Raw genomic sequence first — 23,988 nt, 5'->3', positions numbered from 1 at the left:
TAACAGCCCTATTAACGCTAATAACTCCAGGAATACTCGAATCAAGAAGGCAGGTTTTAGAATATGCTCTTAACTTCTCTGAATTTGTTAAATCATTATCTCCGCCTAAAAAGGTTAATTACTTAGGCTATATGTTCATAAGTATATTTACTACTGATCACGTGGCATATGTATTCAATTAATATAAGATCATCATCTCTATGAGCGAGACTACTAAGAAGAATGTAGTAAGTATCATGGTTATTGCGTGGCCGTGTATTCACTCTGGTGGTGCTGAGAGGTGGTGGTATTACGTTATTAGGGAGTTGGGTAGTAATGATAGTGTTAAGGTTACGGTTGTTGTTCCCGTTAGTTTGCGGAGGGGATGTTTTATCTGCCCTGCTGGTTTTACGAGGTATGGTGTTGATGTGAGGTACGTGTCATTGGGTGGTTTACGTAACTTCATTAAGAGCGTGACTAAGTTGATTGGTACGATTAGATCTGATGGTATTGATTATATTGTTGCTGGTTATCAAACCCCGGTGGTTGTCCTCTTAGGTTTAGTATTAGGTTTAGCTTCTGGGAGGGGGTGTAGTGTCATGTTTCATAATTCAATTGGGTGGTTGCCATACACTAACGACGTAAAACCCCTAGACGTAAAGAATAAGGTGCTTGTTAGGTTGTACCAGGTCATTAATAGGGTGTGCAGGTTTATCTATGTGAGCCCATCAATAACATATGACCACATGCGTGTTGGTCTGATGGCACGGAACGAGCATAGCCTGATGGGCGCTGCCGTGGAGTTTACGGAATTACCTCAGTATAGGAGTATTAATGAGAGGGATATTGATGTGGTGCATCTAGCGTCTATATCGAGGTTTAAGGGTATATACGATGTGGTGGAGGTTCTACGAATGCTTAAGGAGTATAGAGACAAACTTAATGCTGTAATAATAGGGAGGATGCCCAGGGAACTTGAGGGTGATGTTAGGGGCATGATTAGGAAGTATGGGCTTGAGGATTATGTAAGGCTTCTCGGGTTTGTTGATGAGATTAAGAAGTTCGAGTTGCTGAGTAGGAGTAGGGTCATGATTTACCCCAGTTATTTTGATACATTCGCTATATCCGTACTTGAGGCGTTGACGGTAGGTACACCTGTTGTTGCGTATTCAATACCTGCAATCAGTATGAATTATAGGACTGACTCTGTGGTTAAGATTAAGGTTGGTGATAAGAGGTCTATGGCGATTGCCGTAAATGAACTATTGAATGACCCCGCACGGCTTGAACAATTATCGCGAGAAGCCATTATATTCTCAAGAAGGTACTCCTGGCGTAAGATTGCGCTTCAATTCCTTCAGAGAATCATTAAAGAATGAATGTACTAATTATTTCAAGTCCTAATATTAAGGGAAGGGGCGGTCAGGTAAGGTCATATTACGTACTAAAGCACTTGTCAAGGATCCCCATCGAAAACTACGTAGTTACCATTGATACACCCCATCACATAGTTAATGAATTAAGGAATAGCGGTATTAACATAGTTAATAATATTTCATGTAATGGTTCCGAAATAAATACGTGCATTGCTAAACTGGTGCGCAACATAATAAAACACATTACCGACCTGAACATTGACATGGTAGTATCACACAGTGAACACCCATTATTCGTACTACCGGCATTCATCTCGTCAGCGCTTAGTAACATTCCTTGGACTGTGATTGTACAATCGCACATGTACATAAACCCATACCTTAGTTATGGGAGGTATGTATCAATTACACGCTTCCTAAGGACTATGCTTGCATTGCGAGCGATGAATAACACACTTGTTCACCTAGTATCTGATGTTATACAGCATGAATTATCAAGGTTAGGTATTGGGTTTAGGAATTATGATGTACTTGAAATACCAGTTGGTCTTGACCATGAATTAATGAAACTATGCCTCAATGCTAATCAGCCTAAGGTATATGACCTAGCATTCATGGGTGCTTTGGCTGTTGAGAAGGGAATTTATGACTTATTGTATATTGTTAGTAAAGTCGTACGTGAGTATAAGCCAGTTAGGTTATTATTATTGGGTGACTTTAGCAATCCTTACGAGAGGAAGAAGTTTATAGATTTAACTAGAAGACTCGGTATTGAGGAAATGATTATATATGCTGGGTATAAGGTCGGTATGGAGAAGTACTGTGAATTATCTAAGGCTAGGGTCTTTCTCTTCCCATCTTATGTCGATGTACTATCAATAAGTGTTCTCGAGGCATTAGGAATGGGATTGCCCGCGATAGTCTGGGATTTACCGTATGCCCATCAGTTTAGGACTAATGCTGTAATTAGAGTGCGAAGCCGCAGGGATTTCGTGAACAAGGTAATTACATCACTAAGGGATCAGGCATATATAGAAAGATTAAGTAAGGAGGCGAGGAGTTTCGCCATGCAATATACATGGGATGCAGCCGCTAATTCAGAGTATAAGGCTTACATTAAGTCATTATCGTGGTGGTATAGACGAAGCTAAGTAGGTTCTTACCTGTAATGGACGCTATTGGTTTGCTTGATCTGCTCGTTAGTATCAAGTCCAAAGGTTCTTTGCTAATTCTAATGTATCATGAAATAGATAGAAATATCTATTACGACATTGGTGTATCTAAGCAATACTTCGAGCAGCAGATAAAGTACTTACTTAGGATGAAGTTCAGAATAATGCCGCTCTGTGAAGCCCTTGAATTAATAAAAGAGGGTAAGGGACTTAGTAATAGGATTGCCGTGCTATCATTTGACGATGGTTACAGAGGCGTCTATGAAGTTGCATTGCCAATAATGAAAAAGTATGACGTGAAGGGTACGGTATATATCTCGTTCGGTCTCGTAGAAAACAAAATTCCTAACTGGGCTACCGCAATTGCGTATGTCATGACAAAGCTGAGACTACCCACGGAAATAGACACGCCGCAGGGAACTTTCAGGGTAAACAGTGATTACGAGAGACAGAGGGTAACACAAATCATGATTAATAGCATTCCAAGGATGAAACAAGATGAATTATCTGAATTAGTAAGGGCGCTCTTTGATCATATTCATGATGACTTACACAGGTTGTATGAAGAAACGATGCTCACGCCCGACCAGATCAAGGAATTTGTTGAGGAGGGATTTGAGATTGGTGGTCATGGCTATTATCACTTAGGTCTACCTTATCTTGACGATAATGACCTTGCTCAAGAAATAGAATTATCTAAGAATTTCGTTAATAAGTACAATAGGAATTGCACCATGAATACATTCGCCTATCCCTTTGGGCTATACGATACGAGGGTAATCAATGAGGTTAAGCATAGAGGCTTCTCGGCAGCAGTCACTATGAAAACCTACCTAAATAAGATTTCAAGGATGAATTATTTCGAATTAGGTAGGTTTCCACCATATAGATTCTTCATACCACACTTATCAACATTCAAGTACCAAGTAATTGTGGGTTAAAGTATGAATTTACGTATATTAGCTGTGTATGAGGGTGATTTCTTAGCAAGGCATGAACTAGGTTTTGTAGCATCATTGGCAACGAGTCATGAAGTTACGGTGCTGGATGTAGAGAGTAATGCTGAAAGGATTGAAATACGTAAGATACTCATAAAGAGTGATGACGTGGCAAGCACCACACTCGTTAAAATACCGGCTAACTACCTACGTAATCGTAATTTCAATAATAAGATAAAGCCATTAATAGGTTCATACGACATTATCATAACTAGCGCCCGTAGGGCCCTCCTCCTTTCTAGGCGGTTAAGTAAAGATGAGCCTCTAGTATTGCGTTTATGGAGTATTAGGGCGAATAAGGTAATCGATAATCTAGCGCATGGGGTTTACAAGGACATAGTAATATTTATGCCAAGCCTTATTGCAAATACTTATTACATAAATATTGCTGATATAATAATAACGGAGGAAAACGCAACCTATACACTAGCAAGAAGGATCTCGAAAATCACATCACGTAAGCCTGTGGTAAGGATTTACCCACCATACGGCACCATCATAGATGATTTGAATTCACGCGATATTCATAACGATTCAATGAACAGCCTATTGGACCTAATTGAGAGATTTAGAGATACCTATATTTTAGGTACCACAATATTAAAGAAGCGGGGTGAGTACGCTAAATTTGAGGCGTTGCCGCACGCTATGATTTATTACTTAACCGCAAAGAAAAATCCAGGTATCCCCTTCTTTATCCTTGGTTCAACAAAAATGGACTTCATTCAAAGGTTGGGTATTGCAGGAGATAAAGTGCCGCCAAACATGTTCTTCTTAAACGATTACCTAAGGTACTTGCCTGATCGGTTAATAGAAAGGGTGTATATGGGGGCGAGGATAATCATCAATTACATATCAAATAGAAGTATATCAAATAGATTAATCGAAGCATTATATTACGGTAAACCCATAATCACGAATAGAATGGCTCAAGTACTCCACCCAGAATTAAAGCATGGTATCCACGCTCATATTGTCCATAGGGAGGACTATTACCCAAACGCTATTAAAGAAGTGTATGAGAATGATCAGTACCTTAATGAGCTAAGCAAAAACGCTAAGTTAATTTACAAGTCTATGTTTTCATCAACAACAAATTTAAAAATATTCAACCGCATCATAACATACGTCATTACATAGGCGATGAAAATGAACGTTAAACCCTTGAGTAACTGGGATCACCTAAAAATACTTATTGCTCGTATTTTTAATTTCTTCCATTATAGGCTACTACGATTTAGCCCTTTAAGTAGAGCGTTGCGAATTGTCGGTAATAAGATAATTCAAGATGCTAAGGTCATAGTTGATGATGTTATTTATGTACTTATTGACCTAAGTTCGTTATATAATTCAACCAAAGTATGAAGAAGAGGTAAAAAGATTCTTACTTAGCAATATGGTGCCAAATGGGGTGTTTATTGACATTGGTGCACACATAGGTAAGTACGCATTACTTATAGCTAAGAAATACCCAGATGCTAAGGTCATAGCCATAGAGCCTAATCCAATTGCTTATGATGCGCTCTCGAAGGCGTTAAAAATCAATAACATCAACAACATCCAAGCACTCAACATAGCATTATCGGATAGTAATAATTCAACAGGCCTGTGCATTAAACTCTCAAGTGTCGTCAGTAGTATTGAGGAATTTGAGAGCTGTATAGAGATACGTAAAGTTATCACTAAAACTCTTGACTTTTTAATGAGTGAGTTAGGACTTGAGCGAGTTGACTTAATTAAGATTGATGTTGAGGGCGCAGAGCTCAGGGTTATTGAGGGTTCTCTAAACACTATAATTAGATTTAAGCCTAAGCTTATGATTGAGTGCGAGGATAGGCATTATGATGAGTTAATGCGTATTTTAAGAGGCGTGGGTTATCGATGCTCAGTGCTTGAGAGGTATGATTACGAGAGGTATTCAAACATTGCATGTATTTATGAGGGATTATATGATTCTCAGTAAGTTAGGGAGTAGTAAGGAGTTTGTTCTGCAGGTGTTAATATCTCGTGATGTGAATAGGATAGATGTAGCTTTCGTAGGCACTGTATATAATAATGCTCCGTTTATTGAAACATCGTTAAGAAGCATCTTTAGGGTTATTAAGAATTTACCCGAAATCAATTTTGAGTTCGTAATTGTAGACAGCTTCTCTGCTGACGGCACATACGAGAATTTACTAAGATTATTTAATGAGTTCAGAAAGTTAGGTAATTTGAAGAGGGCGGTAATAATAAGGTTCAGTTGCACAAGAGGGGTTGGACGAAGGTTGGCAGTAAGTATTTCTAGGGCTAGGTATATCATCCCAATAGACCTGGATACTCTATATGATGATTATTTGCTGAGTAGAGTTATTAGTGAGGCCATAATGATGAATCTGGATAAGTGTATTGTGTTTGCGAATCCAGGTCTCCATATAATGTGTCCTAAGGATATAATAATGAGTGTCGGTAATTACCGTGATTTAAACTACGGTGAAGATATCGAACTATTAGCAAGGATATTTTCCATATATTCCAATAAGGCTTTATCATTGCCTATCCGATTGGCTTATGACTTAAGGGTGGTTGACTCAGGGGTTATGAAGGATAGGGAGCGTAGATACTCAGGAAGTCTCTTTAAACATGTCGTTAGGAAGATGCGAAATATGGTTGATCGTTACTTAGCATATGGTTATGACTTGGAAAAATTGGTAAGGGAACATTACTTACTTTATAAAAACAATATATTTGCTTTAGTAGTGAATGTTCTAATGCATCTTTTTGTGATAATTCCTTTATCCAAGACCAGAGGGATAAGGTCTAAACTTAGAATTCCTCTTTCGAATTATTTATATGTTGATTTAATGACGTATTTGTTAATGATAGATCCTGCATTATTTGGTATCAGTATTGATAAGGTCATAGATTACTTTAAGGACTTTTCTAGCACGAAAGAGTTTAAATATATTTCAAGGTTTTATAGCAACATTAATTCAATTAGTTATAATAATAAATACGTATGGAAGGTTTAAAGATCCTCGTTACTGGTGGAGCCGGCTTCATAGGTTCTCACTTGGTTAGGGCTTTGGTCATGGCTGGGCATGGTGTTAGGGTCCTTGATAACTTATCCACCGGCTCTCTGGACAATCTCAGTGATGTTATTGATTCTATTGAGTTTATTAATGGTGATGTTAGGGATTACGAAACTGTTGAGGGTGCGGTTAGGGGCGTTGATGCCGTGGTTCACCTGGCGGTTCTAATAGATGTTGCCGAGTCCGTTGCTAAGCCCGACCTATATTTCGATGTTAATGTTAGGGGTACTTACAACGTGGTTAAGGCTTCTAAAGGCGTAAATACGTTTGTGTTTGCATCCTCAAGCGCGGTTTACGGCGAGGCTATGAGGCTGCCCCATAACTGAGGATCACCCACTCAACCCGAAGTCACCCTATGCAGCGTCCAAGATTTCTGACGAGACCTTCGTCATGGCCTTCTCCGAGTTATATGGCTTTAAGCCCGTCATCCTCAGACTCTTTAACGTCTACGGCCCTAAGCAGTCTAGGGTCTATGCCGGCGTCATTATTGAGTTTATTAGGAGGATTTCCAGGGGGTGAGTCTCCCGTGATTTTTGGTGATGGTAAGCAGACTAGGGACTTCGTGCATGTTAGTGACGTGGTTAATGCCATAATGCTTGCATTAGGTAACGATAAAACCAGGGGCATTTACAACATTGGCAGTGGCATTGCCACATCAATAAACGAGTTGGCAAGACTTATACTCGAGATCATGGGTAAAGAGGACCTAAGACCCCTCCACGCACCGTCAAGACCAGGAGACATTAAGCATTCGATAGCTGACATAACTAGGGCTATGAGAGAGTTAAGGTTTAAACCTGGCATTAAGCTTGAAGATGGATTAAGGAACTTAGTGTCTGTATATAGTGCTCGGTAATTTAACATTTGATGATGGTTATGTTCAATAGTTACATTTAAGGTTATAGTAATGATTAACTATGTGTAGGGTTTTGGTTGTTAGTGAGTTTTGGTGGCCTTGGGGTAGGGGTGGTGTCTTGGCTACTTACCTCATTACTAGGCTTTTGGCTGTGTCTGGTTTTGAGGTTAGGGTTGTTACTGGTGAGGGTAATCCTGAGACTATTCCTGGTGTTAGTTTTGTTCGTGAGCCTAGGTTAAAGGTTGGTGATAAGTTGAGGCTTTGGGTTAATGCTTACCTGGTCTCTAGGGAGGGTTGGTTTAGGAGACTTGTTGAGTGGGCTGATGTTGTCTATGTGCCTAGGTATGCTTACCCTGTCATACCTCTGGCTAAGGCGTTGGGAAAGCGTGTTGTGGTTCATCTGCATGATTATCAACCTGTATCCTACACAGCCACCGTATTCCATAATGACTCATTTAGGAGCGATTTCTCAAGGACCTTTCATTATGAGCTTCATGAGCATGGGCTAATGAGGGCCTTGATTACCCAACCGCTCGTGCCGTTAAACAGACTTAGTGCCTATTGGGTTTCGATAGCTGATGCTGTGATCTGCGTATCCAAGAGGCAATGTGAAATCGTCCTTAATTATTTACCTGGGTTGAGGGGCAGGGTGAGTGTTGTTTATAATCCATTGCCTGAAATGAGGTTTCTCGGTAAGGATCTTGGTAATGAGCCCACATTCCTTTACCTTAGTGGTGCAAGCTATGTTAAGGGATTTAATGTGCTGGTCAAAGCCCTTGAGCTATTAGGTGATAAGCGGTATAGAGTTTACATGACCCGCACAATCAATGCCGACGCATTACCAGGCATATTGAGAAACAAAGTTGTAACTGTTGGTGAGGTTCCGTATAGCGAGCTTCCTAGGCTTCATCATGGGGCTTACGCACTCCTATTTCCATCCATTTGGGAGGAGCCATTGCCGTATGTGGTCATAGAATCCATGCTCATGGGTACGCTGCCAATAGCGTCTAGAACGGGTGGCGTACCTGAAATAGTCGAGGGTTCCCCAGCCCAGGACTACCTCTTTAAGTCGGGGAATGAATATGAACTTGCCGATAAGATAGAGAAGATCATATCATTGGGGAAAGAGGATGTTATTGAGATTGGTCATAGGCTTAGGGAGCATGTACTTAGGAAGTTTGATGGGAATACTATTAAGGAGTCCCTTATTAAGGCGTTTCTCAGATGAGAATCGCCTTTATTACTGCTGAGTCGTTTACGGAGAAGAGGCGTAGTGATTTTTATTGCTGAAATTGGAAGCACAAAAACTAAGACTCTTTATGACCTATGGAAGAATGGGTGAATATCGAAGATTTGTAGAGGTGCTCAGAAGGTTAAACAGCGCTGAGGTGGCGATTCCAGGAGGATTCCATATAAAGAGGTGTTAAAGCTGCAATAGAATTGCATGGGTACTTTTATTCTCATCAATATGGGAAGGGCCGATGCCATACGCAGTCCTAGAATCAGCACTACTAGGCACATTACCAATAGTCTCGAGAACAGGGGGAACACCGGACGGAGATACTAGAGGGGACGCCAGCGGAGAAGTACGTGTTTACGCCCGGGGAGGCCGGAGAGCTAGCAGGAAAAATCGAAGATATAAAATCGCTATCACAGAGGAGCTTCTGGATGTTGGTAGTCGACTACGAGAGCTTACGACCAAGAAGTTTGATGCGAAGGAGTTGAGGCTAAGCTTCTCAAAGTCTTCGAATTTAATACTTAAACTCTAGGGATTTCGTCTGTGAATGCTATGAGTTACAGGTTAGTCATAATGGGGCCTTCTTATCGTATTACTGGGTCTTCTCTTAGAGCTCTTAACATATGGTATAGCCTACGTGGGTTCTCGAGGCTTCAAGTGGAGTATATTCAAGTGGATAAGGTGGTTGCGATTATACCCTATCTTAAAACGATATTATCGGCTGATTTAGTGATCGTGAGTGGAGTTAATCCGTGGACGGCAGCACTAGTAACGTTTCTTAGAAGATTGAATGCTAAGGAAACATTAGTTGACTTCCATGGGTTCTCGTATGTGGAGTCCCTCTATATGCGTGGTAGGGGCTTGTACAGGTTATTGTTGCTAGTTAGCGAATATATAGCATATAGGCTTGCTACACATGTAATGGTTGCCTCCCCATGGCTTGCTAGGGTTCTTAGAGACTACTTTGGAGATAGAGATATCCAGGTTGTTGAGAATACCGTAAGCCCCCTCTTCCAACATATTGTTGAGAGGTTTATGAGGATACCTAAAGACGTACTTACACGCATTGCATGTAAAACTATCTCAGAGGCTATTTGTAACTACAAGGTGATACTCGTCGCTCCGCTACCTGATATCTTCACAGCGAATATCCTAGCTTATAGACAGCTTGAATCTCTCAAGGATAGCATAGACAAAGACACCCTTATAATCGTAACAGGAACGCGTGAAACCAAAAAACAATTACTAAGTAACGTAATCATGACTGGATACTTACCTTATACCTTGTACGTACTCCTACTTAACATATCACATGGAATCCTATTACCATATCCAAACACCGCTATATGCGGGGGGGCTCGAAATAAGATACTTGAATCCGGCTACATCTGCACCCCACTATATTCGACGAGAACTGGCGTGCTCCACCTACCTCTTAAGCCGTGGAAGCACTACATACCCTTAGACAACATTGAAAACCTAGGAGATCTACTGAGAAATCTTAAGAGTACTGTGGTATCTAGGGTAGCTTCGAATCTATGTAGTATCATAGAACGAAGATATGTATTCGAGAACTTTAAAAAGTCCCTCTTAATATATCTCCTCAGGTTACTAAGGGGTGCGAAGATTTAGATATTAGAGACTGAATGATAGTACTTATAGGTCCTCAGGGTTCTGGTAAGACCACCCTGGCTAAACTGTTGGTTGAAAAGCTTAGAGCTCAAGGTTTTAGACCTTGCATTGTTAAGATGATCGACTATACGATATTCCACATCTTGTTTATAGGGTTTATTAACTGGCTTGTTAGGGATAACGTTGTGTTTGTGGAATTTTACGAGAACCTCCCGCCACAGAGATCTGCTTCTCCAGAAGTCTTTAAGAGGTTTTTACCACTTTTAGTCCTTTTGCATATGCTTGGGTTAATTATGTCATTGCTTAAACTCAGACTATTTAGGTTAGTAAAAGGGTGTGAAATTATTGTAGATGATGAGGGTTTTATATTTAAACAATTACCCGATCTACTCTTCCTAATAGCCTATTCTAAACCTAGCACTAGAGAGTTTAAGTTAGCGAGGATGTTCTCTAAGTTCTCAGTTATTCTCGCGAGAAGCACCTTAAGAGGAGGTGTTATAGTGAGGGTTAAAGCCCCCTATAGTGCTCTAAGAAAGAGGCATGCTCGGAGAGGGCTTATTGAGCCTAGGTCCTACATAGAATTTCAAGAAAGGGTATACGACGCTGTTCTGAGGTACGTTCCCGAACTCTATAATAATTGTAAACATGTAGAGGTAGACGGGATTGGAGATATGATGAGGAATCTTAGAAAGATCTTAAATGTTATTAATAACCGGTGAGAATCATGGGTAGTGTATCTGTAGTACTATTGGCGTATAATAGTGTATCCAAGTTAGGCACAAAGTTTATAGGGAGGATTGTGGATAGCGTTTTAACACAAACCTACCCCTGGCTAGATCTAATAGTAGTGGATAATGGGTCATCAGATAGCACATATGAAGTGTTTAGAAGTGTTTGCATAGCCTATGATAATTGCCACGTACTCCGATTACCGAAGAACTATGGTTATACTGGTGGGAATAATAGGGGGGCCATTTCCGTAATGTCCCAGAGACCTAAGTACCTATTCTTCATGAACGACGACGTTATACTACTTGGAGGCAATGTTATCGAGATCCTAGTAAAAGCTTTGGAGACTAATGAATCTCTTGGTGCAGTCCAACCACTAGTAATAAATAAAGATAGTACTGTCAACTGCGGGTTTAAGGTAGGGCTCTCATCTATCCCTAAGGTGAGCTCCAGCGGTGAGAAAATCTTCTACGTGTCAGGTGCCGCGCTGATGACTAGAGCTGAGCTCTTTAGAGGTGTTGGGATGTTTGATGAGAATCTCTTCCTATATGTGGATGATGTTGATTACTCGTGGAGACTAAGACTGCTAGGCTACGGCGTTAAATGTATTAAGGAGGCTAAGGTTTATCATATTGGTAGTGCTACGTTTGGAGCAGAGAGCCCCAGGTTCTATTACTTCATCACCCGTAACCATCTATGGACAATATTTAAGAACTCTTCTCTCGAATGGTTATTCCCTAGGCTCACGCTATTTTCACTTGAGATCTTTGTAAGCTACATTCTTGGCAACTTTCCCAATAGGAGGTTAGATGCTGTGAAGGCTATTATAAGAGGGTTCATAGATGGGACGGTAGGGCTTAAAACACTAGCTAGTAGGAGGATTGAGGTACAGAGGATGAGAAGAGTGAACGAGATCAACATAAATGAGGCTATGGATTATTATATTGATGTAGATCTTCTCTTTCCCAGGAGGGTGAGGAGGAGGTTAGGATATTCATGGTAAGGGTATCCTTCATAACTTTCACGAGGAACTCAGGTAAGCAACTTAAGCTGTTATTAGAGCATGTAGGAGATGTGGTTGATGAAATAATAGTTATTGACGGCTATAGCGTAGATGATACTGTTGAGGTGGCTCTTAGCTTTGGAGCTAAAGTCTTTAGGAGGAAGCCATGGGGTTATGCAGATCCCGATCGCATGTTCGCCTTGAGGAAAGCTAGCTATGACTGGATACTATACCTTGATACGGATGAGAGGTTAAGTAGGAGGTTGAAGAGTGAGCTGAGAGATCTCATACAAAAAGCTGAGTTTGGAGGCTTTAGTGCTCTAAGTACCTTACGTGTTGACTACGATAGATCCTGTGGTGAAGTGATCCTAGGATCCTTTTATAACAGGCAGATCAGAATTTACAAGAGGGATCGAGTCCTCTACAAAGGACTTGTTCATGAGCTACCAATAGTTCATGGGAAGATTTTAGATCTTCCTGAGAGTTACTATATAATACATTACCCTGAATTCAATTGGAGAAAGGGGGTTTTCTATGCTTAATCTAGGATGTTCTCAACGGGATCTTGAAAAATAAACTTAAGCTCCTCATCCCCTATATATCATGTATAAGATTAAAAAGATTTTCAATTAATACTTATTAATATTTTCAATTTTATTGATAGAAATTTCTTGTAATACACAATTACTGGTTTCTTTTTAATAGCTGTCTACAAGGTTTATATAACAGAATCTTTTCAAGAGTTATTTAGTCTATTTATGATTTATTTCTAGCAAATATCTTGCTTTATCTTATCTATGAGATAGGCTATGTGTTTTATACGTTTAATGAATACATGGCATATAGGAAGAGGCTTGAGCATAGAGGCATTAAGATTTCTGAGAAATTCTTTACAAGGATATCTTATCTCTCACAACTTTACCCAGAGCTAGATATTATTTGGTAACTATTTGGCCCCTCATATAGTTAAAAATTATAGCAGAGGGTATACTCAAAATATACTTTTAGTTAACCTTATTCTTCTCATAACATTCTTGGTATACAGTATTAGCTTGGTCTCAATTATCCCTAGGCGTGGTTCAATATTACTCTATATGCAACATACTGATCGGTTTGGCGTCCTCCCTTTACCATGGCCTTAAGTTGGTAAGGTTATTGGTGAGGGCTAGGCCTTACTTTGTGCTTGCTTATTACTACCCGTTGCTTTTGCTATTACTCTCAATCCTTGGTAGGGTCCTTAAGTTTCGTGTCGTTGTTAAGATGGATTGGGATGGTGTTATTCGTGGCGGTCGCGTTAAGAGGTTTGTGAGGGTTTGTCGTTGGCGTTGTTTTCTAAGTTTGTTGATTTAATGATTGTCGAGAGCTACGAGGCCTTGTTAAATGCAGTTAAATCTGTGCCCAGCCTTTACCCTAAACTTAGGGTTGTGTATAATGGTTACTGCGATGAGCTTTTGAAGCCAGTTAATACTCCGCGTGAGCCTATTGTGCTTACTGTGGCTAGAGTTGAGCCAGTCAAGGGCGTTCACGATCTCATAACCGCCTTCGCCAAGGTGGCCAGTAAGTATCCTCAGTGGATGTTGAGGATTGTTGGTCCGGTGACCGACAGGGAGTACTTCAGCAAGCTTGTGAATTTAGTTAATGGGTTAGGGCTTAATGGTAGGGTTGATTTTGTCGGTCCCATCAGCGATTCTCAATTAGTCGCTAACTTGGAGAAGTGCATGTGAGCGTATATTAAAGCTTGCATTTTTCACGTAATCTAACGACACTTAACTGGTTCGTATCTGAGATCTGTTAACTTAACTGCGCATTTATCCTTAATATTGAGACCTGGTAGTATCTGTTTTATTTCATTTAATAGATTAACTTTGACGTACGGCGCACAATATAGATTTAACGAGCTCACTATATGCAGTATTTTTCTACCTAACTCTATACCATCTTTCACCGCCTTATAAAGGGCTTTGTCTCTAAAGTAACCCGATAACAACTGTCTTAATAATCGAAGCCGCACCATGCGCGAATACCTTGTTTTGGTAATGTATAGTAAAGCCACCGATCCCCTTAATCCATAATATGCCCCTATTGATCCTTTTGTAGTCGTATTTACAAAATGAATACCAGAATCTACAGGTATATATTTAACCCTGTATCCCCTATTCCATAATATTAATCCGAGCAGATCATCATCTAAGTATAGGAATGCTTCTTCGATAAAAGGCTTGCCTCTCGGCATCGTATTGAAGAGAATGTTAGTTTTAACTACCATATATGCACCGTTAGCGTAAGACACGTAGTGCTCCTTATGAACCTGAGGGCATTCTTCTTTTAATAGGCCTTCACAGACATTACCAGCACCTGGTCTTTCACTAATCCAACCTCCTGCCGAGAATATTACCCGACCATCTGGGTAGTGTATTAGTCCGCTTGCTGCTGCTGTTTTCTCGTCGCTCTCCATGTGCTCTATTATTTTTCTTAGTGATTCTGGTTCTGCCACTAGGTCGTTGTTTACGAACGCGACGTACCTGGCATCTGGATCCCTCGCGCCCCAACCAACATTCATACCACCGGCATACCCAAGATTCCCATCATTGCGGATGAACTTAACCCTAACGTTACTCGGCCTATGCTCCTCAACAAACCTCCTAATAACCTCAAAACTACCGTCGGTTGAGGCATTATCAACAATAATAACCTCATAACCATCAAAGTCCAGGTTGAGCACGGAGTCGATTGACCTCAGGGCGATGTCTATGAACCTCATGCTATTGTAATTAAGTCATACCGCAGATGCCTTAACCATTAAGATCCCGATTAATGTGTCCTTAAATGCATTATTGCAGTCATTTAATGATTGTAAGGCTTAAAATAGTGAGCGATTCACTGCCTTAATGGCATTGCTCGGTAGGTTTAGTGCTTTTCCTGAGGAGTCGTGGTCTTTTTAAGAACTGGTTTTGGGCCGGCGTTAGGTACATGCTCATTAGGCATGGCTTGGCTAAGGGCGATGTGGATGTCACATTTAGGTGCGGGGTTGGGGCTAGGCTCAGCCCATCGGCATATTCATGGCTCGTCAATGCTTATCGTAATGGTTTGATAGGGCGTGTTGATTATGTGGGTGGGGCTTATCTTTATGGTGTTGTTAGGTTTTCATTAATGGTGATGGCGATTTATTATTCATAATGCCTGACGGTGTTAAGCTAAAGTACATCGACCCATTCACCATTGCCGAGACTTGGCTCTATGATGTTCATTTTCTTGGTTTTGACCTCAGTAATTGGCTCGTTGTTGATGTTGGCGCGTATATTGGCGATACGGCCCTCTACTACGCTAGGAGAGGCGCCTTCGTCATTGCCGTTGAGCCAGTGCCCATTAATTACGAGGAGATGATTAGGAATATTGAGCTTAACCCAGGGCTTAGGCCGAGGATATTACCCATCAATGCCGCCATTGCAGATAGGGATGATTATGTGAATATATCCTATGATGGCGAGTTTGATGGTGCAGCATCCATATATGAGGTGAAAAGGTTTAAGGCTAGGGTTAGGTCTATGAGGCTTGGGACGCTGATTAATGAGGTTTCAAGGCTTAGTATTGATTTGAGCAGCTTCAGGGTCAAGGTTCTCAAGTTGGATTGTAAGGGCTGTGAGTGGGATGTGGTCAGTAACGAGACTGACGTGCTTAGGCTATTCGACATCATTAAGGTCGAGTACGCGGGTTACCTGAGGAACTACACAGCCAATGATCTAATCAGCAAAATAGAGCCAATGGGGTACAAATGCCGAACATGGACACACAACGACATAGCCATAAGGACTGGACTTAGTAGGCATGGAACATTGACATGCTTTAAAGACTAGACCTAATTACTTGGTGCGGCCTATGTGTAGTGTGGCCGTTATTGAGTTCTTCCATGAGTATGCCGAGGTTGAGGAATTCTTTAATTGGACCGTTCTTAAGGTTGATAGTAGATTGATGTTACTATCCACGGAGTTGCTTGACCGTATCCCTTAACTGGAGGGTATGAATCAATGATAAATGATTAGATTTACAATAGTGGAATTAATTCATAGTGATTTATTACCACTGAGATAATGTTTTAAAGATAAAAATGCTACGCCTTTTCTGTGACTATTGTTGTTGGGTTTAATTGGCCTTTGGAGCATGATAACTCGGTTGCTGTTATTGTTGATGGTGAGTTGGTCTTCGCGAGTGAGGAGGAGAGGTGGACTAGGCATAAGCACTCGCCGGGTGAACCACCAATAAACGCATTAAAGCAAGCCTTTAAATTCCTAAAGAACAAGTATGGGATAAAGCCGAAGGAAATAGATGCATATGCCGTGAACTTCCACCCAGGTATATTACCTAATAAACTGTATATGAAGTTTTTAAGAAGCGTTTTAATGAATGCGTTATCTTTTCATTACTTAAGCGGTATTTATGGACAGCTTTCAATACTTGACAAGGCTCATGCTTTGATCAGCGTCGGTTTTCGTTATCTCACTTGGCCTTTGGATAGGGGTGCTATTCTTGTTTGGGCCGAGAGACTTGTTAAGAAGGTTATTTATGATCTTGGTGAGGAGTTGCCGAGTAAAGTTAGGATAATCCCAGTTGAGCATCATCTTGCTCATGCCGCCTCTGCCTACTACTTCAGCGGCTTTAACAACGCTGCTGTTGTTACTGTCGATGGTTACGGTGAGCTTGAGTCTACGGTTATTTGGAGGGTTAGGAATGGTGAGTTTGAGAAGGTGGTCTCAATACCGACCTATTATGGGTCACTCGGGCTCCTCTATGAGGAGGTTTCCGGACGATTGGTTATGATCGCTTAGAGGGCCCTGGTAAGGTCATGGGTCTTGCACCCTATGGCCAAAAAAGCAGGTATTATGAGAAGTTGAGGTCTTACTTCAGGTTTGATGATAAGGATTACCCGTATTACATAAGTGTTGATGGTTCTAGACCAAGGGTTGTTAAGGGTGATGATGCAACCTACATGAGGCCTTATCGAGTCATTGCTAACTCCCTCTTTCCTGGCCGTGTTCCCTGGAATCCCCGTGGCGATTTGAATAGGGATGCCGTTGATTTAGCTTGGGCCGTTCAGGCTGTTACTGAGGAGGCTATGCTCCGGCTTGCCGAGTGGGCTAGGGAGCACACTGGTGAGGATAGGTTGGCTCTTGCCGGTGGTGTGGCTCTCAATGCCAAGGCCAACATGGCAATTCACTATGCTAAACTATTCAATGAAATGTTCATTTTCCCGGCAGCCAATGATGCTGGTACAACTGTTGGTGCTGCCGCGTACGTGTACGAGCACGTGCTTGGTGGGAAGATGAGGAATCAAAGGTTAAGGACTGTCTACCTCGGTCCTGAGTACTCTGACGATGAAATAAAGAAGATTGTCGAGCGTAGTAGGTTTGAGGCTAGGTACATTGGTGATGATGTCAATGAGGTTGCCGAACTCATTGCCAAGGGCAATGTGATTGCTTGGTACCAGGGCCGTGCAGAGTTGGGTCCTAGGGCCCTTGGTAACCGCTCAATTGTGGCTGATCCTAGGCGTAGGGAGATGTGGAGGTTGGTGAATGATATTAAGGGTAGGGAGTGGTGGAGGCCGTTGGCTCCTTCGCTACTTGTTGAGGACGCTGGTAAGTACTTCATAGACCCAGTGCCTCATCAGTTCATGATACTAATGTTCAAATTTAGGGAGGGTATGGGCGAGGTTGTGCCTGCTGTGTACCACGTTGATGGGACTGCAAGACCACAGACTGTTGCTAAGGACGAGAACCCAACATGGTACGAACTAATCAAGGCATTCAAGGACCTGACCGGCGAGGGAATAATCCTAAACACGAGCTTCAACCTAGCAGGAGAACCACTAGTAGAGACACCGAGCGACGCCCTAAAATCCTTCGCGCTGGGTGGCTTCGACGTAATTTACATCAACCCAGTCGAGAAGGAGTTCACGGTGGAAATCGGCGTACAAAGTCTTAGGGATAAGTTAATCAGCCTGGTTAGGGAGGCCACGTCGCAGTTGTCTTGGGGTGGTGTTGTTTGGTCAGTAATCGATGTTGCGAGGGAGGCGATAAGCCTTGGTCGTGGGAGGATTGCGATAATAGTTGACGATGTGTTCCAGGCCATTGGCATTGATAGAGCAGCGATTTATGTGAAGGGGATGTTAGGAATCCTTGAACATCCACCAAGGCCCTATGAGAGAGTCGTAACCATAGCAGCCACGAGCGAGGTAATGAGCCTACGCGAAATAGGTAGGCACGAGTGGGCTAACTTAAGGCCGATGTGGAACATAGGTAAGGAGGGATTCAGGCAGCTCTATGAGCAAATACCGGGCGGTAAGCCGGACTTTGAGGAGGCCTGGAGGTTAACCGGGGGAAACCCAAGGATCTTGGAAATGCTATACAAGGCTAATTGGGATACGGAGGCCGTCATTAACGACCTAATCACTAGGAAGAACCTAACGTATAACTTTATTAGGAGGTAGCATGGTCATCTCGGGGAGGCCGTTAATGACCCGGATTACCTATGGTTTAATGCACCCGAGGAACTCACCAACGAGTTAATAAGCAGAAACCTAATCCTATACTTCCTACCCAGGAGGATGGAACAGCTGTGGATAGACGAACCACCGCCAGAGAGGGATTTAGAGCTTGGGATAGGTAGGTACGTGGCCTGGCAGTCGCCGCTGCATAGGGATGCCGTTAGGAGGGCGTTGGAAGCATCTAGGCAGTAATGCGGTACTCACGCCAGGACCCGAACCATCATGTTTACCACTGAGGTACTAATCATAGCCGTGAGCATGGACAGGAAGCCCTGGAAAGAACCAAGCTTAGACACCGACATAATATGCGGAGTAATAATGGAACAAAACCACCAACACCCAATCACTAACCACCCAACAAGTAGATCAGTCTCCCAGCACGTCGAGCCATGGGTCATCATGCGCATGAGCGCCTGCCTAATGCCAAGGTATTTAAGTAGGCTAGGCGAAACACCATAGCGTGGATACAGAAACCCTTGAGAATCCGTTGCCGAAGCCGTCGACGGAGGATTACGTGAATGCGTGGCTTCTTGAGTCCTTGGTCGAGGCCTCACTGGCGATTAGGTTTCTAAAGGATGGTCTTGTTAGGAATGCCGCGGGTAAGGCCTTTCAGTCCTGGCGTGCTTTGTTGGCTGCCTTATTGAGGCTTGAGCTCGATAAATTAATGCAAATCGCAAAGACTGACGAAGAGAGGAGGTGGCTCAGGGAAAGGGCCGTGCCTAGAGTACCGACAAGTAGGATGAAGGCATTGTCACAAATGCTTGAGGAAATAGGTTACGATGGGTTATCGGCATGGACGAGCACAGCGCTGGATCTCCACGACTACCAATACAACGGGCCGGACCCAGACATGGCGTTGAGCAAGTACAGAGGCAGGGAGGAGGCAGCCTACGACATAAGACTCCTCATAAACGAACTAATAAGACGCATAGAGGAACTGAGGACGAGGATAAAATGGAGCGACGAGATAGAGAACGCTTTGAGGGCACTTAAGGAAGAACCCAAAGGTAAGCAGGGCTAAACCCAGTGAACCAAACCTCACGTGGTTGGTTGGGGTCTTAACGATATAAAGTTCTTGATTATTTCCTTTGCCGTGCCTTCTTCGCAATTGCCTTCCTCGATTATCTCCATGCTCACGTTGTACGTGAATATGCATCCCCTAGTGTAGACCCTAACCCTGTGGGAGAATATCTTACGTAACTGCTCATGCGTTGCTTTACTGTAATCCATGTATGGCGGTGCCCCAAAGCTCTCTGATAAGGCTAAGTTGCTCCCCACCCTCACCTCATCACCATTAATTACGTTATTGATTATACTGGGTATTTGGGTTAAGCTGACGTAGTGGCCAGCTTGCTTAGGCGGTTTGACACCACTCGGCCACCTAATCCATAACGGCACCCTGAGTAACCCATCCTTGAGGAAGTAGCCATGTCCCAAACCACCATCACCGAGCAGTTCACCGTGGTCAGAGGTCACAATGATCAGTGAATTGTCGAGGTAGGGTCTTAATGCATGTACTATACCTATGGCCCTCTCAACGGCAAGGGATGAATGCCTTGGGTAACTAATCCTAAGTCTCTCAATTATTGGGTCATTAACATACTCATCAATAATCCACCTACTGATAGCATTATTATACTTCACATCGCCTAGGTCATCAGGTAGGTACGGGCTATGAGCCTCCATTATATTTATTAATAGTAAGAATGGCTCCATAAACCTACGTTTCTCAATAATCCTCGTTATCAATCTCGAACCCTTCTCCATACTCAAATCATGAACCCCTAACCTATGCGCCAATACCTCTATGACATTCATTGAACTATAGATAATGCCGAGGATGGCATCCACGTACCTGCCATTCTTAACGAAATCCCTAAACATCACATACCTATTACGGCCATACTTCCCAACCCACTCCCTATAAAGGGCCAGGTGCTTCTCTGAGTAGAACCTTCCAGGTACTACCACATTCTCGTATGCCTTAAACCCGAATTTCGTGCTTAGGTACGGGTTTGCGGTGATTATATGGGTTGTGTATTCGTAATCCCTCAACTCGCCCAACAAACCGTAGCTTAACCTACTCATGCCTGCGGTGGCTATGTGCATCAAATCCTCATTAGTCCTACTAAAACCCTCATGAATTCCATGTTGGCTTGGGTACAATCCTGTAATTAGGCTTACGTGGCTTGGTAGTGTCCATGGCGCTGGTGCAATGGCATTCTCATATTTCACAAAGCCAAGCTCGCTGAGCCTGTTAAGCCCTTGACTGTGGTCCTCCCTTAACGTATCAATGACTAGTATTATTATGTTCGGTCTCTTCATGATCACATATACCCGTAACGCCTAAGTAACTCCATTATGCCCTCCTTATCCTGAGCCCTACCAGCGCGTTCAGGACTACCCTCCAAATCCTGCTCCCAGGCAGGCCTATCACCAGTCGGCTTAGTCTCGTACTTATCATCAATACTCCTAAAACCCCTATAGTACAGTGGGTTTATCGGTAGCTTATTACTCAATGTGTAGTCCCAAACATCCCTCTCGGTAAATGGAAGAATGGGATGAACCCTAATGTGTAGTGGCTTCTCACGCCTACTGAAGAACACTTCGCCAGCCCTAGCAGGATTCTCATCCCACCTAATACCAACGAATACCCCATCGTAATGACCATCACTAATGAATTCGTTCAGGGGCACAGTCTTCAGTAGGTGGTTTGCAGCTATGTTATTTAGGCTGAAGGTGAACTCAGGCTTTGCATAGCCTATCCTGAGGAGCTCATCACGATCCCTCTGGTCAAGTTGGTCGACTTTAACCACGTCACCGTACTTAAAGCCTTTAAGCCTCTCATTACCCTTAACGAACAGCCTAAGGCCCCATTCCTTAGCAACCTTCTCGATAAACTCTAAGGTTTCGTCAAAATGCATGTAGTGGTCTATGAAAACTACATCAAACGCCTTACCAACCCTATCAGCAACAGTCTTAGCAAGGTGCAGCACAACTGTACTATCCTTACCACCACTCCAAACAACAACCACTTTCTTAAAGGTAGTCAAGGCGGCCTCAGTGACTACCTCTGCTATGGCTATCTTATACTTCAGCGGTAATAAGTCAAGTCTCCGCTGCGGAGTACCCTTATTAAGGAGTATAGCTAAGTATTGCTGTGGATCAAGACCCATAGCCTCGCTTTCCTCCAGTATTCTCTGCGCCAGTTGCCCTGAAATTAATAACATATAGACCCTAACTCACTGTGTATATTTATTTTAGAGTATTACTCTCCATTATTTGAGATACCTAAGAAATAAGAAAAATTATTCTTTAAAACTTCAACATACTATAAACTTCGATACATAACATATTAAACTAAAATTTAGGATCAAGCATTAAAAATACTTCTGGTAGTTAAAAATACTTGGTGTGCGCTGTGGGTTCTGTAGTTGTTGATGCGGAGGTTCGTGGGCCTGGTGGTGGGGTTGGGTTAAGGGTTCTTGTTGATACTGGCTTCTATGGAGACATTATCACCACCCCTGAGAAGGCTCAGGGGCTTGGCATGGAGTTTAAGTATGAGAGAGTTGGGAGACTACCTGACGGTAGTATTGTTAAAGTCAAGTATGGTGGTGGCGAGATTAAGGTGAAAGATTCCGTAACCTACGGGGATGTTGAAGTATGGCCGAACCTCAAGCTACCCACAAATGTAGACGCACTACTAGGTGTGACGGCACTTGAGAAGTTTGAGTTCAGGGTTGGATCCAAAACGGGTAGATTAGAGAGGGCTGAACCGTACCTTCTTTAAAGCGCATCGTTCTTAAATAAATCACGGCTTCTTAAACTAGCCTTAATAGACCTAGGCATTGTTAAGGCGGAAGAGCATTTTGGGAGGTAAGGATAATATCTTTAAAAACACGTTTTTGGCAGATTCCCCATACAAGGCCTTTAGTATGGGCGGTACATGATTACCACAGTTAGTTAATCTACACTTCAAATAGCCAATTAAATAATTAGGGTCTCTCTTAGTGAATGCCTTATACGTGGCCCACCAATACGGTAAGCCATGCATTGCATCAACAACGCCTCTATAAAAGCCCCTAAACGGTCTATCAGGTCTAGTGTAGGCAATGGCATCGTGTATCTTAGCGACCCTCCAACCCAATGCCACAGCTAGGGCGACATGGTCTGTATCCCAGGCAGGAAGGCGTAGCATGCCGAACTTCGTATTAAGCTCACGCCAACAACCATACCTATAAACCCTGGCAGATCCAGGTAAACCAACGTAGCTCCCAGGCAGTGGGAATGAGTCGACAACAATCTCATATCCACTAAATGCAATTATACGACCAGAGGCTATACCGAGTCCCTCATCATTATTTAAAGCCCGTATTACCTTTTCGAAATAATCGTGCTTAAGTATCGTGTCAGCCTCTATTGTTGCCACGAAATCAGAGACCTCTCTCAAGGACTCGAGAGCGCACCTGTGATAAACTACGTTTATGTTGAACTTACCAAACTCTGGGTGCCTACGTACATTAACAATACTATAGTCAATGCCGGACTTACTAAGGACCTTACGGGCTATGCTGGGCGTGTTATCGGTACTACCATTATCACAAACAATCACCAAATACGGCCTAACACTCTGACTAATGATTGAACCTAGGCTTTTGCCGATAAATTTCTCCTCATTAAACGCCGGCATCACAACAACTACTCTAGGCATTCCCCAAAGAAAACATTACACATGGGCTTAAACTCAACCCTAATACCTAGTAAACCACCTAATCGCTTAATAATTGATACTAAATGGAGTATTTCCTCTATTGGCTCATTATGAAACGTAAATACTAACCAACCGATATCACCATTAAAATCACGTCGATGATTATTATACGAGATTCTAAGTTTTAAAATACGTATAAATCGTCTTATAGATAATAACGGATTAATGGAATTAATCAAGTATCTGCTTATTAAATATCCATTTAATAATACATTCATGTTAAATAAGTCACTTGGATTGAAACCTCTTCGTGCATAATCATAATGCCTCATAACAATAGCCACTGCCTGATTATTAAAAGCATCAAACGGATAAGCAAAACCATAAACCTTCCTTCCAATTATATCTTCAATAATCGCCTTTGACATCCTAACCTCATACTCAATATCACCAGGGGATAATGCGGTTAGGAATCTATGTGTTAACCCATGCGAACCTATTTCATGACCTAATTTAGAGATTACATTTAGAGAGTTCAATTTATTTGACAAAAAATCCCTGCCTTTAAAATAAGGTGCTATGAAGAATGTCGAGTAAATGCCATGCTTAACTAGTTCCCTAGCTATTATCACGTGACTGAGAAATCCATCATCGAAGGTTAATGATACAAACAATCTTCTAATCAT

At 42.3% G+C, this 23,988-nt stretch carries 31 protein-coding genes; 26 read left to right on the top strand and 5 right to left on the bottom strand.

The window, feature by feature from the left end; translation table 11 throughout:
* Nucleotides 1–200: 200 nt before the first annotated feature.
* From VMUT_RS05660 to VMUT_RS05590, 17 genes are all read left to right on the top strand, one after another.
* Nucleotides 201–1,358, top strand: a complete 1,158-nt coding sequence (locus tag VMUT_RS05660) for a glycosyltransferase family 4 protein (RefSeq protein WP_013604457.1) — start codon at nucleotides 201–203, stop codon at nucleotides 1,356–1,358.
* Nucleotides 1,355–2,506: a glycosyltransferase family 4 protein gene (locus VMUT_RS05655; protein WP_013604456.1), complete on the top strand. Its 1,152-nt coding sequence runs from the start codon at nucleotides 1,355–1,357 to the stop codon at nucleotides 2,504–2,506. The genes VMUT_RS05660 and VMUT_RS05655 overlap by 4 nt, the downstream gene beginning before the upstream one ends.
* Before the next feature lie 17 nt (nucleotides 2,507–2,523).
* Nucleotides 2,524–3,468, top strand: coding sequence for a polysaccharide deacetylase family protein (locus VMUT_RS05650; RefSeq protein ID WP_083805478.1), 945 nt, complete (start codon nucleotides 2,524–2,526; stop codon nucleotides 3,466–3,468).
* A gap of 3 nt (nucleotides 3,469–3,471) precedes the next feature.
* Complete coding sequence (locus tag VMUT_RS05645; protein ID WP_148224681.1) at nucleotides 3,472–4,665, top strand: glycosyltransferase; 1,194 nt, start codon at nucleotides 3,472–3,474, stop codon at nucleotides 4,663–4,665.
* A gap of 256 nt (nucleotides 4,666–4,921) precedes the next feature.
* Nucleotides 4,922–5,488, top strand: coding sequence for an FkbM family methyltransferase (locus tag VMUT_RS05640; RefSeq protein ID WP_013604453.1), 567 nt, complete (start codon nucleotides 4,922–4,924; stop codon nucleotides 5,486–5,488).
* Nucleotides 5,427–6,536 (top strand): glycosyltransferase family 2 protein, encoded by a 1,110-nt coding sequence (locus tag VMUT_RS12265; RefSeq protein WP_083805477.1) that lies wholly within the window; start codon nucleotides 5,427–5,429, stop codon nucleotides 6,534–6,536. The genes VMUT_RS05640 and VMUT_RS12265 overlap by 62 nt, the downstream gene beginning before the upstream one ends.
* Nucleotides 6,524–6,922, top strand: coding sequence for an SDR family NAD(P)-dependent oxidoreductase (locus tag VMUT_RS13225; protein ID WP_052298512.1), 399 nt, complete (start codon nucleotides 6,524–6,526; stop codon nucleotides 6,920–6,922). The genes VMUT_RS12265 and VMUT_RS13225 overlap by 13 nt, the downstream gene beginning before the upstream one ends.
* Complete coding sequence (locus VMUT_RS13220) at nucleotides 6,915–7,115, top strand: NAD-dependent epimerase/dehydratase family protein (protein ID WP_202795192.1); 201 nt, start codon at nucleotides 6,915–6,917, stop codon at nucleotides 7,113–7,115. The genes VMUT_RS13225 and VMUT_RS13220 overlap by 8 nt, the downstream gene beginning before the upstream one ends.
* Before the next feature lie 7 nt (nucleotides 7,116–7,122).
* Nucleotides 7,123–7,452, top strand: coding sequence for a GDP-mannose 4,6-dehydratase (locus VMUT_RS13010; protein ID WP_052298510.1), 330 nt, complete (start codon nucleotides 7,123–7,125; stop codon nucleotides 7,450–7,452).
* Nucleotides 7,453–7,513: 61 nt separating this feature from the next.
* On the top strand, nucleotides 7,514–8,680 hold the full coding sequence (locus VMUT_RS05625) for a glycosyltransferase family 4 protein (protein WP_013604451.1): 1,167 nt from the start codon (nucleotides 7,514–7,516) through the stop codon (nucleotides 8,678–8,680).
* Between the two features lie 561 nt (nucleotides 8,681–9,241).
* Nucleotides 9,242–10,321 carry a glycosyltransferase family protein gene (locus VMUT_RS05615; RefSeq protein ID WP_013604450.1) on the top strand — a complete coding sequence of 360 codons (1,080 nt, stop codon included), beginning with the start codon at nucleotides 9,242–9,244 and terminating at the stop codon, nucleotides 10,319–10,321.
* 14 nt (nucleotides 10,322–10,335) lie between these two features.
* On the top strand, nucleotides 10,336–11,040 hold the full coding sequence (locus VMUT_RS05610; RefSeq protein WP_013604449.1) for a hypothetical protein: 705 nt from the start codon (nucleotides 10,336–10,338) through the stop codon (nucleotides 11,038–11,040).
* Nucleotides 11,041–11,045: 5 nt separating this feature from the next.
* Entirely contained in the window at nucleotides 11,046–12,053 is a 1,008-nt protein-coding gene (locus VMUT_RS05605; RefSeq protein WP_013604448.1) for a glycosyltransferase family 2 protein, read from the top strand.
* Nucleotides 12,047–12,595, top strand: a complete 549-nt coding sequence (locus tag VMUT_RS12250; protein WP_013604447.1) for a glycosyltransferase — start codon at nucleotides 12,047–12,049, stop codon at nucleotides 12,593–12,595. Before VMUT_RS05605 ends, VMUT_RS12250 begins: the two co-directional genes overlap by 7 nt.
* Before the next feature lie 239 nt (nucleotides 12,596–12,834).
* Nucleotides 12,835–12,999, top strand: a complete 165-nt coding sequence (locus VMUT_RS12795) for a hypothetical protein (protein ID WP_158304791.1) — start codon at nucleotides 12,835–12,837, stop codon at nucleotides 12,997–12,999.
* A 212-nt stretch (nucleotides 13,000–13,211) separates the two neighbouring features.
* Nucleotides 13,212–13,403 carry a hypothetical protein gene (locus VMUT_RS05595; protein WP_013604446.1) on the top strand — a complete coding sequence of 64 codons (192 nt, stop codon included), beginning with the start codon at nucleotides 13,212–13,214 and terminating at the stop codon, nucleotides 13,401–13,403.
* Nucleotides 13,367–13,777 (top strand): glycosyltransferase, encoded by a 411-nt coding sequence (locus tag VMUT_RS05590; RefSeq protein WP_158304790.1) that lies wholly within the window; start codon nucleotides 13,367–13,369, stop codon nucleotides 13,775–13,777. The genes VMUT_RS05595 and VMUT_RS05590 overlap by 37 nt, the downstream gene beginning before the upstream one ends.
* Before the next feature lie 32 nt (nucleotides 13,778–13,809).
* Here the strand turns inward: VMUT_RS05590 and VMUT_RS05585 are convergent, their stop codons facing one another.
* Complete coding sequence (locus VMUT_RS05585; protein ID WP_013604444.1) at nucleotides 13,810–14,814, bottom strand: glycosyltransferase; 1,005 nt, start codon at nucleotides 14,812–14,814, stop codon at nucleotides 13,810–13,812.
* Nucleotides 14,815–14,963: 149 nt separating this feature from the next.
* On the opposite strand from VMUT_RS05585, the gene VMUT_RS05580 reads away from it, so the two are divergent.
* The 8 genes from VMUT_RS05580 to VMUT_RS05550 all read left to right on the top strand — a co-directional run bounded on the left by VMUT_RS05580 (nucleotide 14,964) and on the right by VMUT_RS05550 (nucleotide 19,612).
* Nucleotides 14,964–15,230 carry a hypothetical protein gene (locus tag VMUT_RS05580; protein WP_013604443.1) on the top strand — a complete coding sequence of 89 codons (267 nt, stop codon included), beginning with the start codon at nucleotides 14,964–14,966 and terminating at the stop codon, nucleotides 15,228–15,230.
* Entirely contained in the window at nucleotides 15,230–15,907 is a 678-nt protein-coding gene (locus VMUT_RS05575; protein WP_013604442.1) for an FkbM family methyltransferase, read from the top strand. Before VMUT_RS05580 ends, VMUT_RS05575 begins: the two co-directional genes overlap by 1 nt.
* A gap of 22 nt (nucleotides 15,908–15,929) precedes the next feature.
* Complete coding sequence (locus VMUT_RS13215) at nucleotides 15,930–16,061, top strand: hypothetical protein (protein WP_258167482.1); 132 nt, start codon at nucleotides 15,930–15,932, stop codon at nucleotides 16,059–16,061.
* A gap of 113 nt (nucleotides 16,062–16,174) precedes the next feature.
* Nucleotides 16,175–16,876, top strand: a complete 702-nt coding sequence (locus VMUT_RS13210) for a carbamoyltransferase N-terminal domain-containing protein (protein ID WP_148224678.1) — start codon at nucleotides 16,175–16,177, stop codon at nucleotides 16,874–16,876.
* Nucleotides 16,877–16,893: 17 nt separating this feature from the next.
* Entirely contained in the window at nucleotides 16,894–18,534 is a 1,641-nt protein-coding gene (locus VMUT_RS12940; protein WP_083805476.1) for a carbamoyltransferase C-terminal domain-containing protein, read from the top strand.
* A 117-nt stretch (nucleotides 18,535–18,651) separates the two neighbouring features.
* Nucleotides 18,652–18,783 (top strand): hypothetical protein, encoded by a 132-nt coding sequence (locus tag VMUT_RS13205; RefSeq protein WP_013604441.1) that lies wholly within the window; start codon nucleotides 18,652–18,654, stop codon nucleotides 18,781–18,783.
* Nucleotides 18,784–18,813: 30 nt separating this feature from the next.
* Entirely contained in the window at nucleotides 18,814–19,050 is a 237-nt protein-coding gene (locus tag VMUT_RS12650; RefSeq protein ID WP_148224677.1) for a hypothetical protein, read from the top strand.
* Between the two features lies 1 nt (nucleotide 19,051).
* Complete coding sequence (locus tag VMUT_RS05550; protein ID WP_013604440.1) at nucleotides 19,052–19,612, top strand: PaREP1 family protein; 561 nt, start codon at nucleotides 19,052–19,054, stop codon at nucleotides 19,610–19,612.
* Between the two features lie 17 nt (nucleotides 19,613–19,629).
* Here the strand turns inward: VMUT_RS05550 and VMUT_RS05545 are convergent, their stop codons facing one another.
* Both VMUT_RS05545 and VMUT_RS05540 read right to left on the bottom strand, forming a co-directional pair.
* Nucleotides 19,630–20,916 carry a sulfatase-like hydrolase/transferase gene (locus tag VMUT_RS05545; RefSeq protein ID WP_013604439.1) on the bottom strand — a complete coding sequence of 429 codons (1,287 nt, stop codon included), beginning with the start codon at nucleotides 20,914–20,916 and terminating at the stop codon, nucleotides 19,630–19,632.
* A gap of 2 nt (nucleotides 20,917–20,918) precedes the next feature.
* Nucleotides 20,919–21,821, bottom strand: coding sequence for a phosphoadenosine phosphosulfate reductase family protein (locus VMUT_RS05540; RefSeq protein ID WP_013604438.1), 903 nt, complete (start codon nucleotides 21,819–21,821; stop codon nucleotides 20,919–20,921).
* A 191-nt stretch (nucleotides 21,822–22,012) separates the two neighbouring features.
* Here VMUT_RS05540 and VMUT_RS05535 point away from each other — a divergent pair, with 191 nt between their 5' ends.
* Nucleotides 22,013–22,381 (top strand): pepsin/retropepsin-like aspartic protease family protein, encoded by a 369-nt coding sequence (locus VMUT_RS05535; protein ID WP_013604437.1) that lies wholly within the window; start codon nucleotides 22,013–22,015, stop codon nucleotides 22,379–22,381.
* 51 nt (nucleotides 22,382–22,432) lie between these two features.
* Here VMUT_RS05535 and VMUT_RS05530 read toward each other — a convergent pair whose 3' ends face one another.
* A complete protein-coding gene (locus VMUT_RS05530) occupies nucleotides 22,433–23,302 on the bottom strand; it encodes a glycosyltransferase family 2 protein (RefSeq protein ID WP_013604436.1) in 870 nt (289 codons plus the stop codon).
* Complete coding sequence (locus VMUT_RS12245) at nucleotides 23,290–23,988, bottom strand: polysaccharide deacetylase family protein (RefSeq protein WP_013604435.1); 699 nt, start codon at nucleotides 23,986–23,988, stop codon at nucleotides 23,290–23,292. Before VMUT_RS12245 ends, VMUT_RS05530 begins: the two co-directional genes overlap by 13 nt.

Source organism: Vulcanisaeta moutnovskia 768-28 (genome assembly GCF_000190315.1).
In the GTDB taxonomy this organism is placed as follows: domain Archaea; phylum Thermoproteota; class Thermoprotei; order Thermoproteales; family Thermocladiaceae; genus Vulcanisaeta; species Vulcanisaeta moutnovskia.
This window is presented reverse-complemented; position numbering and strand designations above follow the sequence as displayed.

What these genes read in the sequence shown, in the direction of transcription:
- VMUT_RS05660 (WP_013604457.1), top strand. Translation starts at nt 201, where the DNA reads ATGAGCGAGACTACTAAGAAGAATGTAGTAAGTATCATGGTTATTGCG.
- VMUT_RS05655 (WP_013604456.1), top strand. Translation starts at nt 1,355, where the DNA reads ATGAATGTACTAATTATTTCAAGTCCTAATATTAAGGGAAGGGGCGGT.
- VMUT_RS05650 (WP_083805478.1), top strand. Translation starts at nt 2,524, where the DNA reads ATGGACGCTATTGGTTTGCTTGATCTGCTCGTTAGTATCAAGTCCAAA.
- VMUT_RS05645 (WP_148224681.1), top strand. Translation starts at nt 3,472, where the DNA reads ATGAATTTACGTATATTAGCTGTGTATGAGGGTGATTTCTTAGCAAGG.
- VMUT_RS05640 (WP_013604453.1), top strand. Translation starts at nt 4,922, where the DNA reads ATGGTGCCAAATGGGGTGTTTATTGACATTGGTGCACACATAGGTAAG.
- VMUT_RS12265 (WP_083805477.1), top strand. Translation starts at nt 5,427, where the DNA reads ATGATTACGAGAGGTATTCAAACATTGCATGTATTTATGAGGGATTAT.
- VMUT_RS13225 (WP_052298512.1), top strand. Translation starts at nt 6,524, where the DNA reads ATGGAAGGTTTAAAGATCCTCGTTACTGGTGGAGCCGGCTTCATAGGT.
- VMUT_RS05625 (WP_013604451.1), top strand. Translation starts at nt 7,514, where the DNA reads ATGTGTAGGGTTTTGGTTGTTAGTGAGTTTTGGTGGCCTTGGGGTAGG.
- VMUT_RS05615 (WP_013604450.1), top strand. Translation starts at nt 9,242, where the DNA reads ATGAGTTACAGGTTAGTCATAATGGGGCCTTCTTATCGTATTACTGGG.
- VMUT_RS05610 (WP_013604449.1), top strand. Translation starts at nt 10,336, where the DNA reads ATGATAGTACTTATAGGTCCTCAGGGTTCTGGTAAGACCACCCTGGCT.
- VMUT_RS05605 (WP_013604448.1), top strand. Translation starts at nt 11,046, where the DNA reads ATGGGTAGTGTATCTGTAGTACTATTGGCGTATAATAGTGTATCCAAG.
- VMUT_RS12250 (WP_013604447.1), top strand. Translation starts at nt 12,047, where the DNA reads ATGGTAAGGGTATCCTTCATAACTTTCACGAGGAACTCAGGTAAGCAA.
- VMUT_RS05585 (WP_013604444.1), bottom strand. Translation starts at nt 14,814, where the DNA reads ATGAGGTTCATAGACATCGCCCTGAGGTCAATCGACTCCGTGCTCAAC.
- VMUT_RS05575 (WP_013604442.1), top strand. Translation starts at nt 15,230, where the DNA reads ATGCCTGACGGTGTTAAGCTAAAGTACATCGACCCATTCACCATTGCC.
- VMUT_RS13215 (WP_258167482.1), top strand. Translation starts at nt 15,930, where the DNA reads ATGTGTAGTGTGGCCGTTATTGAGTTCTTCCATGAGTATGCCGAGGTT.
- VMUT_RS12940 (WP_083805476.1), top strand. Translation starts at nt 16,894, where the DNA reads ATGGGTCTTGCACCCTATGGCCAAAAAAGCAGGTATTATGAGAAGTTG.
- VMUT_RS13205 (WP_013604441.1), top strand. Translation starts at nt 18,652, where the DNA reads ATGGAACAGCTGTGGATAGACGAACCACCGCCAGAGAGGGATTTAGAG.
- VMUT_RS12650 (WP_148224677.1), top strand. Translation starts at nt 18,814, where the DNA reads ATGTTTACCACTGAGGTACTAATCATAGCCGTGAGCATGGACAGGAAG.
- VMUT_RS05545 (WP_013604439.1), bottom strand. Translation starts at nt 20,916, where the DNA reads ATGAAGAGACCGAACATAATAATACTAGTCATTGATACGTTAAGGGAG.
- VMUT_RS05540 (WP_013604438.1), bottom strand. Translation starts at nt 21,821, where the DNA reads ATGTTATTAATTTCAGGGCAACTGGCGCAGAGAATACTGGAGGAAAGC.
- VMUT_RS05530 (WP_013604436.1), bottom strand. Translation starts at nt 23,302, where the DNA reads ATGCCTAGAGTAGTTGTTGTGATGCCGGCGTTTAATGAGGAGAAATTT.
- VMUT_RS12245 (WP_013604435.1), bottom strand. Translation starts at nt 23,988, where the DNA reads ATGATTAGAAGATTGTTTGTATCATTAACCTTCGATGATGGATTTCTC.